The sequence below is a fragment of the Dactylosporangium sp. NPDC049140 genome (assembly GCF_040648435.1).
Window position 1 is genome coordinate 1 of sequence record NZ_JBEZDS010000044.1, and the last position, 12,814, is coordinate 12,814.

General features: G+C 72.0%; 14 protein-coding genes. 8 read left to right on the forward strand and 6 right to left on the reverse strand.

All coding sequences use genetic code 11. The annotated features are described in order from the left end of the window. Positions 1–149 precede the first annotated feature (149 nt). Entirely contained in the window at positions 150–1,013 is an 864-nt protein-coding gene (locus AB0B76_RS44555) for a PfkB family carbohydrate kinase (protein WP_360387647.1), read from the reverse strand. 1 nt (position 1,014) lies between these two features. After that, complete coding sequence (locus tag AB0B76_RS44560; RefSeq protein WP_360387650.1) at positions 1,015–1,923, reverse strand: pseudouridine-5'-phosphate glycosidase; 909 nt, start codon at positions 1,921–1,923, stop codon at positions 1,015–1,017. Positions 1,924–2,043: 120 nt separating this feature from the next. Here AB0B76_RS44560 and AB0B76_RS44565 point away from each other — a divergent pair, with 120 nt between their 5' ends. Both AB0B76_RS44565 and AB0B76_RS44570 read left to right on the forward strand, forming a co-directional pair. Then, positions 2,044–2,322 (forward strand): DUF3039 domain-containing protein, encoded by a 279-nt coding sequence (locus tag AB0B76_RS44565; protein WP_360387652.1) that lies wholly within the window; start codon positions 2,044–2,046, stop codon positions 2,320–2,322. Between the two features lie 847 nt (positions 2,323–3,169). Beyond that, positions 3,170–4,894, forward strand: coding sequence for a DEAD/DEAH box helicase (locus AB0B76_RS44570; protein ID WP_360387654.1), 1,725 nt, complete (start codon positions 3,170–3,172; stop codon positions 4,892–4,894). 82 nt (positions 4,895–4,976) lie between these two features. Here the strand turns inward: AB0B76_RS44570 and AB0B76_RS44575 are convergent, their stop codons facing one another. Together AB0B76_RS44575 and AB0B76_RS44580 are read right to left on the reverse strand one after the other, a co-directional pair. Beyond that, positions 4,977–5,210 carry a hypothetical protein gene (locus tag AB0B76_RS44575; protein ID WP_360387657.1) on the reverse strand — a complete coding sequence of 78 codons (234 nt, stop codon included), beginning with the start codon at positions 5,208–5,210 and terminating at the stop codon, positions 4,977–4,979. A 305-nt stretch (positions 5,211–5,515) separates the two neighbouring features. Further along, positions 5,516–7,204, reverse strand: a complete 1,689-nt coding sequence (locus AB0B76_RS44580) for an RNA polymerase sigma factor (protein ID WP_360387659.1) — start codon at positions 7,202–7,204, stop codon at positions 5,516–5,518. A 256-nt stretch (positions 7,205–7,460) separates the two neighbouring features. Between AB0B76_RS44580 and AB0B76_RS44585 the strand changes: the two genes are divergently transcribed. Then, positions 7,461–8,267, forward strand: a complete 807-nt coding sequence (locus tag AB0B76_RS44585) for an inositol monophosphatase family protein (RefSeq protein WP_360387662.1) — start codon at positions 7,461–7,463, stop codon at positions 8,265–8,267. Positions 8,268–8,274: 7 nt separating this feature from the next. Here the strand turns inward: AB0B76_RS44585 and AB0B76_RS44590 are convergent, their stop codons facing one another. Next, positions 8,275–8,823: a LytR C-terminal domain-containing protein gene (locus AB0B76_RS44590; RefSeq protein ID WP_360387664.1), complete on the reverse strand. Its 549-nt coding sequence runs from the start codon at positions 8,821–8,823 to the stop codon at positions 8,275–8,277. A gap of 382 nt (positions 8,824–9,205) precedes the next feature. Between AB0B76_RS44590 and AB0B76_RS44595 the strand changes: the two genes are divergently transcribed. Next, the gene (locus AB0B76_RS44595; protein ID WP_360387667.1) at positions 9,206–9,502 is read left to right on the forward strand and encodes a DUF4193 domain-containing protein; all 297 of its coding nucleotides are present in this window, start codon (positions 9,206–9,208) and stop codon (positions 9,500–9,502) included. 133 nt (positions 9,503–9,635) lie between these two features. Next, a complete protein-coding gene (locus AB0B76_RS44600) occupies positions 9,636–10,478 on the forward strand; it encodes a hypothetical protein (protein ID WP_360387670.1) in 843 nt (280 codons plus the stop codon). On the opposite strand, the gene AB0B76_RS44605 is transcribed toward AB0B76_RS44600, so the two are convergent. After that, positions 10,457–10,927: a DUF3093 domain-containing protein gene (locus AB0B76_RS44605; RefSeq protein ID WP_360387672.1), complete on the reverse strand. Its 471-nt coding sequence runs from the start codon at positions 10,925–10,927 to the stop codon at positions 10,457–10,459. The two genes, AB0B76_RS44600 and AB0B76_RS44605, sit on opposite strands and share 22 nt — an antisense overlap. A 57-nt stretch (positions 10,928–10,984) precedes the next feature. Between AB0B76_RS44605 and dut the strand changes: the two genes are divergently transcribed. The 3 genes from dut (at position 10,985) to AB0B76_RS44620 (ending at position 12,802) form a co-directional block, all read left to right on the forward strand. Next, positions 10,985–11,458 (forward strand): dUTP diphosphatase, encoded by a 474-nt coding sequence (dut, locus tag AB0B76_RS44610; protein WP_360387675.1) that lies wholly within the window; start codon positions 10,985–10,987, stop codon positions 11,456–11,458. A gap of 104 nt (positions 11,459–11,562) precedes the next feature. Further along, on the forward strand, positions 11,563–12,240 hold the full coding sequence (locus tag AB0B76_RS44615; protein ID WP_360387859.1) for a DUF3710 domain-containing protein: 678 nt from the start codon (positions 11,563–11,565) through the stop codon (positions 12,238–12,240). Positions 12,241–12,409: 169 nt separating this feature from the next. Beyond that, entirely contained in the window at positions 12,410–12,802 is a 393-nt protein-coding gene (locus tag AB0B76_RS44620; protein ID WP_360387862.1) for an OB-fold nucleic acid binding domain-containing protein, read from the forward strand. Positions 12,803–12,814: the final 12 nt, after the last annotated feature.

The window sequence follows — 12,814 nt, forward strand, 5'->3', positions numbered from 1 at the left end:
CTCGGGCGGCGCGACACGTCGCGCCCTGGACGCGGGCCTCGGGCGGCGCGACACGTCGCGCCCTGGACGCGGGCCTCGGGCGGCGCGACACGTCGCGCCCTGGACGCGGGCCTCGGGCGGCGCGACACGTCGTCCCGCCCGGGCGCGGGCTACGGTCGGCCGCCCACCTTCGCGACCGCGCGTGCTCCGAGCTCGTTTCCGGCCTCGAGCGCCGCCGCGGCGTTCTGCCCCGCCAGCCAGGCCGCGAGGAAGCCGGCCGCGAACGCGTCGCCCGCCCCGGTCGGGTCGACGATCTCCGCGACCCGCCGCCCGGGCGCCCGCGCGGTGCCGTTCGCGTCGGCCCAGGCCGCGCCGGCCGCGCCCGACTTCACCACCACCGCGTCCGCGTGGGCGAGGAGCTGCGCGGGGTCCTCCGAGCCGAGAACCCGGGCCTCGTCGAGGTTGGCGAAAAGGAGATTCGGCCGCGGTACCGTCGCCAGGAACCCGGCCCCGCCGCGCTCCCGCAACGGGGCCGCCGACGCCGCGTCGAGACTCGTGGCCAGCCCGCGCCGCCGCGCCTCGGCCAGCGCGAACCGGCCCGCCGGGGCGCAGTCGGCGTCGAAGAGCACGTAGGCCGACAGGTGCAGGTGGCGCAGGCCCGGCCGGTCGAGCGCGCGCTCCACGTCGGCCGGCCCGAGCAGGCGGTTCGCGCCGCGGTCGGTGAACATCGTGCGCTCGGCGTCGGAGGTCAGTACGACCACGGTGCCCGTCGCCACGCCCTCCACCCGTCGCACGCTCGTGGCCACGCCGGCCTGGTCCAGCTCGGCGACGCGGGCGTCCCCGGGCTCGTCCCGCCCCGCCACCCCGGCGAACGTGACCGGGCAGCCGGCCGCGGCGAGCCAGGCCGCGGTGTTCGCGGCCGAGCCGCCGCCGGCGATGCGGACGGCGGCGATGGTGTCCGAGCCGATGGCGAGCGGGCCCTCGTGCACGGTGAGGATGTCGGTGACCACGTCACCGATGACCAGGACGGTCACGTCAGACGGCGGCGGCGATGCGGGCGGCCAGGTCGGCGTTGCGCAGGATGATGCGCACGTTCACGTCGAGGCTCTTGCCCTCGGTCGCGGTGTGGAAGTGCGACAGCAGGTATGGCGTTACGTCCTTGCCCGTGACCCCCTCCCGCTCGAGCCCGGCCAGGCCCTCGGCCAGCACGCGGTCGTGCAGGGCCGGGTCGAGCTGCTCGCCGATGGGCAGCGGGTTGGCCACGACCAGGGCGCCGCGGTGCACGTCGTGGCCGCGCGCGGCGCGGATGATCTCGGCGACGGCGGCCGGGTCGCCGGCGGACCAGTCGAGGTCGAAGCCGGCGTCGGTGAGGTAGAAGCCCGGGAAGCGGCGGGTTCCGTAGCCGACCACGCCGACGCCGAGGGTCTCCAGGCGCTCCAGCGTGGCGCCCACGTCGAGGATCGACTTCACGCCCGCGCAGACGATCGTGATCGGCAGGCGCGACAGGGCGGTCAGGTCCGCGGACTCGTCGAACGTCGAGGCGGCGTCCCGGTGCACCCCACCCAGGCCTCCGGTCGCGAACACCGCGATCCCGGCCCGCACCGCGATCGCCGAGGTGGCCGCGACAGTCGTGGCCCCGTCGACGCGCGCGGCCGCGGCCGGGGCGAGGTCGCGCACCGACAGCTTGACCACGTCGTCGCGCTCGGCCAGGTGCCGGATCTCGTCCTCGGACAGCCCGACGACGATCTCGCCGGCGATCATGCCGATCGTGGCGGGCACGGCGCCGGCCGCGCGGACGGTCGCCTCGATCTCCTTGGCGACCGTGAGGTTGGCCGGTCGCGGGAGGCCGTGGGAGATGATGGTGCTTTCGAGCGCGACGACGGGCGCGCCGCTGTGGCGGGCGGCCTCGACGTCGGCGCCGAACCGGATGGCGTGGTTGATCACCAGCTCACGATAGCTCCTCGCTTTCGGGCCGGCGTGGGGTTATCCACAGGCGTTGCCGGGTTATCCACAGGGCGATGGCGGTGCGGGCCAATTCCGGCTGGGCCTGGCAGACTGGGGGGCGTGACGACCACTCCCGAGAACGGTGGCGGGACTCTCACCGACGAGCGCGTCGACGAGCAGACCAGCACCGACTACCGCTACGACGAAGGCGACCACGAGAAGTTCTCGCACTACGCCCCCAAGGACAAGATCATGCAGGCCATGATCGAGGGCACGCCGGTGCGGGCGCTCTGCGGGAAGCTCTGGGTGCCCTCACGCGACCCGAAGCGGTTCCCGGTCTGCCCGGTGTGCAAGGAGATCTACGAAAACGTCGTGCAGAACGACGACCCGAGTTCGTGACGTTCGGCTCGGTTCGGCGCATCGCCGGCCGATGCCCGCTAGGCTGTCAACGCCTTCGCGGTCCGCGCTGACGCGAGGGCGTTTTCATGCGCCAGCCCGGCCGTGATCCTGCGCGCCGGGTGATGTGCGCCGCGCCGTTGCGTGCACAATGCGGCGCGGTTCAGCCATAGGGCGGCGTCGTCGTCGGCCGTGCGGGTTTCGCACGCGTCGATGTCGTTGCGGTTGTCGCGTTCGGTTGTCGCACGGGTTGTTCACTGTGCGGCGTCGATGCGATCGCCGTATGTCGGTGCCGGCTGTGCGGTTTCTGTGCGGCATCGTTCGTCCCGCGGTTGTCGTGCGGCGGTCGGTTGTCGTGCGGTTGTCGTGCGGCGTTGAGTGCCGGGCGGTTCCGTGTGGCGTCGGGGTGTCTTGCGGTGCCGTGCGCCTTGCGGTTCCGTGTGGCGTCGGGGTGCCTTGCGGTGCCGTGCGCCGTCCGGTTCTGTGTGGCGTCGGGTGCCGTGTGGGTCCGGCGGTGCTGGGTCCGTGTGGGCCACTATGGCGTCGGTCGTCGTGCGGTTCTGTGTGGCGTCGGGTGCCGTGTGGGTCCGGCGGTGCCGGGTCCGTGTGGGCCACTATGGCGTCGGTCGTCGTGCGGTTCTGTGTGGCGTCGGGTGCGATATGGGTCCGGCAGTGTCGGGACCGCGCGGGTCCGGCGGTGTCGGAGGCCGTGTGGGTCCGGCGGTGTCGGGGGCCGTGTGGGTCCGGCGTGTCGGGGGCCGTGTGGGCTCGTTCGCGCGGGGGTGTGCGCGGGCGTTGCACGGTCCGGGGGAGTGTCCGGGACGTAAGTCGTATCGGGGAGGGGTGCCGCATGCCGCCGCGTCCGGTGGTGCAGCAAGGTCAGACGCTTCGGCAGTGGCAGCGCAAGGCGCTCATGGAGTACCTGCGGGGCAAGCGCGAGGACTTTCTCGCGGTCGCCACGCCCGGCGCCGGCAAGACCACGTTCGCGCTTCGGGTGGCGTTGGAGCTGTTCGGCGACGGCACCATCGACAACCTGACCGTGGTCACCCCGACCGAGCATCTGAAGACGCAGTGGGCGCAGGCCGCCGCCCGGGTCGGGATCGACCTCGACGCCGGGTTCCGCAACGCCGACGTCCACACGTCGAGCGACTTCCACGGCACCGTAGTCACGTATGCGCAGGTGGGGGTCGCTCCCGCGGTACACAAGCGGCGGACCGTCACCCGAAGAACCCTCGTGGTGCTCGACGAGATCCACCACGCCGGCGACTCGAAGTCCTGGGGCGACGGGGTGAAGTCGGCGTTCGAGCCCGCCGTCCGGCGCCTGATGCTCACGGGGACGCCGTTCCGGTCCGACGAGAACCCGATCCCGTTCGTCGAGTACGAGCGCGGGCCCGACGGCATCCAGCGCTCACGCTCCGACACCGTCTACGGATACTCCGAGGCCCTGCGCGACGGGGTCGTGCGGCCGGTGATCTTCCTGGCGTACTCCGGCGAGACGCGCTGGCGCACCTCCGCCGGTGATGAGCTGTCCGCCCGGCTCGGCGAGCCGATGACGCAGGATCTCATCGCCCAGGCCTGGCGCACCGCCCTGGACCCGAAGGGCGACTGGATGCCGCAGGTGCTGCGGGCCGCCGACGCGCGCCTCGAGCGGCTCCGCTCCGGGGGCATGCCCGACGCCGCCGGCCTGGTCATCGCCAGCGACCAGCAGAACGCGCGCGCGTACGCCAAGGCGCTCGGCGAGATCACCGGCGAGAAGGCCGTCGTCGTGCTCTCCGACGACGTGGGCGCGTCGGGCCGCATCGCCGCGTTCTCCGCGTCGAAGGACAAGTGGATGGTCGCGGTGCGCATGGTGTCCGAGGGCGTGGACATCCCGCGGCTCGCCGTCGGCGTGTACGCCACCAGCGCCTCCACCCCGCTGTTCTTCGCCCAGGCCATCGGCCGGTTCGTGCGCGCCCGCCGCACCGGCGAGACGGCCACCGTCTTCGTGCCGAGCGTCCCGCACCTGCTGGAGCTGGCCAGCGAGATGGAGGCCCAGCGCAACCACGTCCTCGGCGAGCCCAAGACCAAGGAGGGCTACGACGACGACGAGCTGGACCGGGCCAACCGCGAGGAGAAGGCCGGCGGCGAGCTCGAGGGCGCCTTCGAGGCCCTGGGTGCGACCGCCGAGCTGGACCAGGTCATCTTCGACGGCGCCACGTTCGGCCTGCCGGCGGCGACGGGGACGGCCGAGGAGGAGGAGTACCTCGGGCTGCCCGGCCTGCTCACCCCCGACCAGGTCACGGCGCTGCTGAACAAGCGCCAGTCGGAGCAGATGGCCGCCGAGAAGCGCCGCGGGGTCGCCGTGCCCGCGGCCGCCGCCGCGCCGGAGATCCCGCCCCAGCCGCGGACCGCGGGGGAGCGGCGCATCGTCCTGCGCCGGCAGCTCAACACCCTCGTGGCGGCCCACCACCACCGCACCGGCCTGCCGCACGGCAAGATCCACGCGGAGCTGCGCCGGCTGTGCGGGGGGCCGCCGAGCGCACAGGCGACGATCGAGCAGCTGGAGGAGCGGATCGCCACCATCCAGACGCTCTGACGCGCCCTGGCCGGTGGTTACACCGCACAAAAAAAGACCGCAGGGGACCCCGGAGGGCCGCCCTGCGGTCGGCGTATTGGTCTCAGCCGGTCGAGAGTTCGGTGCCGCGCCACGAGAAGTCCGGGGCCACGGCGTACTCGACAGCGATCTTGACCAGCTGGTCAGCGTACTTGTTGGCGTGATGTCCACAGAAGATCAGGTCGCCACCTTCGGCGAGCCGAACTCGAAGTTTCCCTGCCGCGTTGCAGCGGTCGCACCGTTCCTCGGCGGCGGGGGGCGCTGCCGTCTCCGGCGGCGGCGTGAGGGTCGGGGTCATCGCCTTCCTCCTCTGATCGTCACCGACGAACGCTTCCTTGCGTCGTTCACAGATGGTTCAACACCGTGTTGCCCGACATCGTTCCCGCCTAGTGTGCGCGTCCGATGTCACATTTACGTTGTACCCGACGGGCGCTCGTCCCGGTTCGAACCGAATACCCGCTACGTGCTTCCTATCGCGCCGAGCTTGCGATCACAAGTGGGTTGGCGCGCCGCCACGGGTCTGTAGTGCCCCCGGTGACCCGAAACACACCCGGGCCGCCCCAAAGGGGCGGCCCGGGTTCGCGCAGAGCGAAAAACGATCGTTCAGTCCAGGTAGTCGCGCAGCACCTGGGAACGTGACGGGTGGCGCAGCTTCGACATCGTCTTCGACTCGATCTGGCGGATGCGCTCGCGGGTCACGCCGTACACCTGGCCGATCTCGTCCAGCGTACGCGGCTGGCCGTCGGTGAGGCCGAAACGCAGCCGCACCACGCCCGCCTCGCGCTCCGAGAGCGTCTGCAGCACCTGCTGGAGCTGGTCCTGCAGGAGCGAGAAGGAGACCGCGTCGACGGCCACGACCGCCTCGGAGTCCTCGATGAAGTCGCCGAGCTGGCTGTCGCCCTCGTCGCCGATGGTCTGGTCGAGGGAGATGGGCTCACGCGCGTACTGCTGGATCTCCAGCACCTTCTCCGGCGTGATGTCCATCTCCTTGGCCAGCTCCTCCGGGGTGGGCTCGCGGCCCAGGTCCTGGAGCAGCTCGCGCTGGATGCGGCCGAGCTTGTTGATGACCTCGACCATGTGCACCGGGATGCGGATGGTGCGGGCCTGGTCGGCCATGGCGCGGGTGATGGCCTGGCGGATCCACCAGGTGGCGTAGGTGGAGAACTTGTAGCCCTTGGTGTAGTCGAACTTCTCGACGGCGCGGATGAGGCCGAGGTTGCCTTCCTGGATGAGGTCGAGGAAGGCCATGCCGCGTCCGGTGTACCGCTTGGCGAGCGACACCACCAGACGAAGGTTGGCCTCGAGCAGGTGGTTCTTGGCCCGCTCGCCGTCGCGCGAGATCCACAGGAAGTCGCGGCGACCCGGCATCTGCATGGGTTCGCCGGCGTCCTCGGCCGCGCGCAGCCGCTCGGCCGCGTAGAGCCCGGCCTCGATGCGCTTGGCCAGCTCCACCTCCTGCTCGGCGTTGAGCAGCGGGACCTTGCCGATCTGCTTGAGATAGGCGCGGACCGAGTCGGCCGAGGCGGTGAGCTCGGCGTCGCGCCGGGCCTGCTTGAGCGCCTCGGACTCGTCGTCGTCCCACGCGAAGTCGTCGTCGGTGGCCGTGGCCTCCGCGTCGGCCTCGGCGGCCTGGGTCGCCTCGACCGGCTCGTCGACCACGACGTCCTCGATCTCGGCGGCCAGGGCGGCGTCGTCGATCTCCTCGAGCTCCGGCTCCTCGCCCGGCGTGCCGGTCGGGTTGGCCGGATCGGCCGCCTCGCCCGGCGATGCCTTCTTGGCGGTGGCCGGGGCCGCCTTCGTCGCCGGCGCGGCCTTCTTCGCCGCCTTCTTGGCCGGCGCGGCCTTCTTCGCCGGTGCCCCGGCCGGAGCCGAGGCGGCGGGCGCGGCGGCAGCCGCGACGGATGCGGTGGGCGCCAATGGCGCGGCCTTCTTCACAGGGACCTTCTTCGCCGCCGCCGGGTCCGGAACGGACTCGACGGCTGTCAGCGGCTTGGCAGCGGGTGCCTTGCGGGCCGGGGCGGCCTTGGCGGTGGCCGCCTTGGACGCGGGAGTGGCTGAGCGTGCGGCGGCGACCCTGCGACGGCTGTTGGCGGAGTCGTCGACCACGACGGTCACGCCCGCCTCGGCCAGGCTCCTGAGCAGCTTCTTGGCGTGCGCCGGAGTTACGTCTGCGGTGTCGACCGCCTGCGCGACCTCCGCCGACGTCAAGTGACCGCCATTGGCGGCGGCACGCGCGATCAGCGTGTCGGCGAGGGAACGTACGTCAACGCTGGGCTGGTGAGCTGCTGTCACGAACGACCTTCCGGTGCGATGAGCGAGCGACGGCCGATGCGGCCGGGTTCGCGCACGGCGCGGCCGTGCTGAGTGGCCGGGTTGCTTGTCTGGTGGCGCCCGTGTGCGCCGTGACTCCGGGCGGATTCACGAACGACAGCGGGCAGCGCGTGAATTGTAACGCTCCCTCGCCCCAACATCCCCTCTTGAGGGGGCTGTACGCGCGTCTTGTGACCGAACGGATGGGCTGTGAGGGACTTTCCCGGGCTTTGCCAGGATGGTGACCATGGACAACCCGGCCGAACTGCTGGCCCTTGCCGTCTCCGTCGCCCGCTCCGCGAGCGACCTGGCCAACCGCATGCGAGCCGCGGGCGTGGACGCCGTGGCGACCAAGTCGACCGCGACCGACGTGGTCACCGCCGCGGACCGCGCCGTCGAACAGCTCGTCCGCGACGAGCTGCACAAGTCGCGCCCGGGCGACGCGGTGCTGGGGGAGGAGTACGGCGGCGGGCAGGACCAGACCGCCGTGCGCTGGATCCTCGACCCGATCGACGGGACCGTGAACTACCTCTACGACCTGCCGCAGTACGCGGTGTCGCTGGCCGCCGAGGTCGACGGGGTGGTCGTGGCCGGGGTGGTGCGCAACGCCGCCACCGGCCGCGAGTGGACCGCGACCCGGGGCGGGGGCGCCTTCTGCGGGCCGCGGCGCCTGCGGGCCTCCACCGAGACCGACCTGGGCCAGGCCCTCGTCGGCACCGGCTTCGGCTACGCGGCCGAGCGCCGGCGGCACCAGGCGCGCGTGCTCGGCGGCCTGATCGGGCACATCCGCGACATCCGCCGCCTGGGCGCCGCCTCGATCGACCTGTGCCTGGTCGCCGAGGGGACCCTGGACGCGTACTACGAGAAGGGTCTCAACCCCTGGGACCACGCGGCCGGCGGCCTGGTCGCGGCCGAGGCGGGCGCACTGGTGACCGGCCTGGACGGCAACCCGCCGGGCCTGGACATGGTGGTGGCCGCCCCGCCGTCCCTCCATCAGCCGCTGCACGACCTGCTCAGCAAGCTGGACGCCGCGGGGGGCCCCTGACCGGCCGCTAGCTCTCATCCTTGGCGCAGGTGCCCGCCGGCAGCTCCGGGTTGCCCAGCGCCGCGATCGCCTGGTTCACCTCGGTCGTCGTCGGCAGCTGCCGGAACTTGCCGCCGAGGATGATCTCCACCTTGTCGTCCTGGCGGGCCTTGTCGAACTCGGGCCGGGCCTGGTCCAGGAAGTACGCCCGCACGAGCCACGCCGCGCCCACCGTCGCCGGGCCGTAGCGGATGACCGCGACCACGTCGTTGGCCTTGTTCACCGGCGGGTTCGGCGCGGCGGTGACCACCTTCGCCTCCTTGAACCGGCGGCTGAGGAAGTCGTTGGCGACCTCGGAGGCCGCCCCCGAGCGGTTGGTGGCGTTGAAGATCGTGACCTTGACCTGCTCCTGGGTGGGCAGCTTCGCGTCGGCCATCACCGAGCCCTCGGCGCACTTCTTGGCCTCGGCGGCCGGGCCGCCCTGGTGGTCCTTGACCACGGCGACGATCACGAACACCGCCGCGGCGACGATGAGGACGCCGACCACCGCGAGTGCTCTCACCCGCGCAAAACTCATGGCTGCTCCCCGCGCCGCTCCGTGCTGTCACCAGAGAAGACGCTCTGGCTGCCGGAGAGGTTAGCGCCTGCGCCGCAGAAGTGCTGAAGTCCCCACCGGACATACCGCAAAGTTCCTACTCCCCGTTGCGGTACGACTGCCCACGGAGATCGCGGCCGGAAGGTATCGTTCCATCGCCGCTGGGCGGGTTCGGCGCGCGCGTTCTACCCGCGGCAGGGCATGATCGTGGTGTCGCCTCGGTCACAGTGGGAACAACTTTCCGCGTGCGGGCGTACAACAAACGGTCGGGGGCGGTAAGGTACGCCGCCTTTGGACGTTGAAGATGACAATGCTTCGGGCGCCCAACCAACCCGGCGACATGAAATTGGGAGTGTGAACACCGATGGCCACCGACTACGACGCGCCACGTCGCGACGAGGTCGACCTCGGGGAGGACAGCCTCGAGGAGCTCAAGTCCCGTCGCACGGACGCGCAATCCGCGACCGTGGACGTCGACGAGTCCGACGTATCCGAGAACTTCGAGCTGCCGGGTGCCGACCTCGCCGACGAGGACATGACGGTGAAGGTCCTGCCGATGCAGACCGACGAGTTCCGTTGTTCGCGGTGCTTCCTGGTGCACCACCGCAGCCAGCTCGCGGTGGAGCGCAATGGGGAGCTGATCTGCCGCGAGTGTGCGTGAGTGTCGTCACGCATGCCCGTGAGGTGAAAAGGGCATGAAAATGGTGGCTCCGCGCGAGGTGAGTTGATCACGCGGGACTGGCGCCAGCGTGTTTCAGTAATGGCAGCGGCGACCCACTCCACGGAGGTTCACCATGGTCCAGCAGCCGGTGCCCGCCGACGAGGCGGCCGAGAACGCTCCCGTCCAGCCGGAAGGGCAGGCCGGGCCAGGATCACTGGCCGGCCCGGCGGACGAGGCGGAACTCTCGCGGGCCGTGGTCGCGCTGACCGGTGACGACGTGCCGGCGCAGGACCGGCGGCGCATGCTCGGGCGCCTGGTGCGCCTCGAGATCGGCGAGCGCGGCGTGAAGGACCTGTTCCGGCCGCGCAAGGCGATCGGCTGGGTCACCGACTCGGTGACCAGCGTCGCGCCGCACATTCCGGTGCGCGATCTGGACACCCTGCGCGCGCACTACCCCGGCCTGGACGCCGACGCGCTGGCCGAGCGGCTCATCCGCAACGCCGCGCGCGTCACGGCCGGCATCGGCGCGGCCGGCGGCGGCGTCGCCGCGGTCGAGTGGGTCGCGACCCCGACCCTGCTGTCCGCGCCCGTCCTGCTGGCGGCCGAGACGGTCGCGGTGGTCGCGGTGGAGATGAAGCTGATCGGGGAGCTGCACGCGGTGTACGGCCGCCCGATCCCCGGCACGGGCGGGCAGCGCGCGCTCGCGCTGATCCAGGCCTGGGCCGAGCGGCGGGGCATCAACCCGCTGCGCGTCGGCGGCAGCGTCGCCGCGGCGATGGGCACCGCGCTGCGCAAGGAGCTGCGGGACCGCCTCCTGAAGCGCTTCGGGCGCAACCTGAGCACCTTGGGGCCGTTCCTGACCGGCGCGGCCGTCGGCGGCTTCCTGAACCGGCGGGCCACCCTCGGCCTGGGGGGCGACATCCGCAAGGACCTCAAGAGCACCGGGCCCGACGGTCAGCGCGTGATCGAGGCCTGAGCCGCCTCGCGGATCGCCGCGGCCAGAGCGTCCGGGTGGCGGGTGCTGATCAGCCAGTACGGCGTCGGGTCGGCCGAGTCGCGCACCTCGACCCGCACGGCCGGGCCGATCCAGGGGCGCTGGATGACGAACGCCTCGGGGTCCGCGTACGGGCCCAGCAGGTCGTGCTTGTCGGCCTGGGGGAGCGGGGTCACCTCACCGACGTACCGCAGCGGGATGTACGCGTCGTCGACCCGCAACTCCCCGTTGGACACCTCGATGCGGATTCGGCCCAGCCGCCAGAGCCCGGCGACGGTCAGCGGCAGCAGCACCAGGTAGGCGACCCACGTCGCCGCGCCCGGGGCGCCCAGCTTGACCTCGGCGGCGAGTGCGCCGGCGACGGCCACGGCGGGCAGCCACAGCCACCACGAGAGGCTGAGCCGTTCGCGGTACGGGTTCGGCGATGCCACGTAGGCGAGGGTACGTGAACGGGCCGGAACTCGACCCGGCAGGATGGAGGCATGGGGATGGACGTGCTCGTGCGGCGGCTCGACCCGGAACTGCCGCTGCCCGCCTACGCGCACCCGGGTGACGCCGGCGCCGACCTCTACGCGGCGCAGGACGTCGAGCTGGGGCCGGGCGAGCGGGCCCTGGTGCGGACCGGGATCGCGATCGCGCTGCCGGAGGGGTACGTCGGCCTGGTGCACCCGCGCTCCGGCCTCGCCGCGAAGATGGGCGTGACGATCGTCAACGCCCCGGGCACCGTCGACTCGGGCTACCGGGGCGAAATCCTGGTGAACCTCATCAATCACGATCGAGTGATACCGGCGAAGATATCCCGTGGTGACCGAATTGCCCAGCTTGTGATTCAGCGCGTGGAGCGGGCACACTTCCACGCGGTCGACGACCTTCCCGATACTGTGCGCGGGGCTGGTGGCCATGGGTCCACCGGCGGGCATGCCGGGCTCGCCCCGGCAGCGAACTTGGAGGCAGAGCAGTGATCTTCTCGCGCAACCGCGGGAGCGGCCGGCACGCCAAGTCGGACCCGCGCGGATCGGCGGGCCGGGAGACGTTCGACCGCGACATCGACGAGCTGGACGACGACGTGGACGCTGCGGACGGCGGCGGGGCGCGCAGCGGCAAGTCCAACCGGGCCGACGGGCCGTACGACGTCAGCGAGGCCCCCGAGGGCATCGCCCAGCTCGACCTCGGCGCGCTCAAGGTGCCCGCGGTGGAGAACGTCGAGGTGCGGGTCCAGGCCGACAACGACGGCAAGATCCAGCAGATCGTCCTCGTCTTCGAGGAGAGCGCGCTGCAGCTCGGCGTGTTCGCGGCCCCGCGCAGCGAGGGCATCTGGGACGAGGTCCGCGCCGAGATCCGCAAGCAGCTGTTCACCGACGGCGTCGCGGCCGAGGAGGCCGAGGGCGACTACGGCACCGAGCTGCGCGCCCGGGTGCGCACGCCCGAGGGGCTTACCGACATCCGCTTCGTCGGCGTCGACGGGCCGCGCTGGCTCGTGCGCGCCGTCTTCCAGGGGCCGGCCGCGATCGACCCGGAGGCCGCCCCGCCGCTGCTGGAGTGCCTGCGCAACCTGGTCGTCGACCGCGGCCACGAGGCCATGCCGGTGCGCGAGCCGCTCCCGCTGCACCTGCCCAAGGAGGTCACCGACGCCGGTGGCGATGCCGCGGACGGGGACGGGGAGCCGGCGGCCGCCGGGGCGAACGGGACGGACGGTGCCGACGAGCCCCGCCGCCGGCCGTCGCCGCGACCCCGCCGCAAGTAGCGCAGAGCGCCGTACGGCGAAGCGCCGTGAGTACAGCGAAGCAAAGCCCCGAGCAACCCGGCCCCGGTGTCGAAAGCCGTCACCGGGGCCACCTCGCAAGCTGCGAAAAAGCGCGTACCGTTTTGACAAGGGTGTCATGACAGCCGAGCAGGAGGGTGGCACCGTCATTATGGCCACGGACAGTGAGAGCGCAGTCGGGGAACGGGGCCTGCGCAAGTTTCTTCGCCGGCTGACCGCGAGCGACGCCGAGCTCGACGCGGAGGAACTGCAGCGCGACGCGAAGCAGTGCGGGAGCATGGCCGCGCTGGCCTGCCAGCGGGGTCAGATCGTGCGGCTCAAAGGACGGCTGCGCACGGTGGTGTACACCCCGCGCACCAACCTGCCGACGCTCGAGGCCGAGCTGTTCGACGGCAGTGACCTGGTCACCCTCGTATGGTTGGGGCGGCGGCACATCGCAGGGATCGAGCCGGGTCGAGCGATCACGGCGAAGGGGCGCATCGCCCTGCGGGAGGGTCGTAAGGTGCTCTACAACCCGTACTACGAGCTCGACACACCACGATGAGGGCGGATGCAG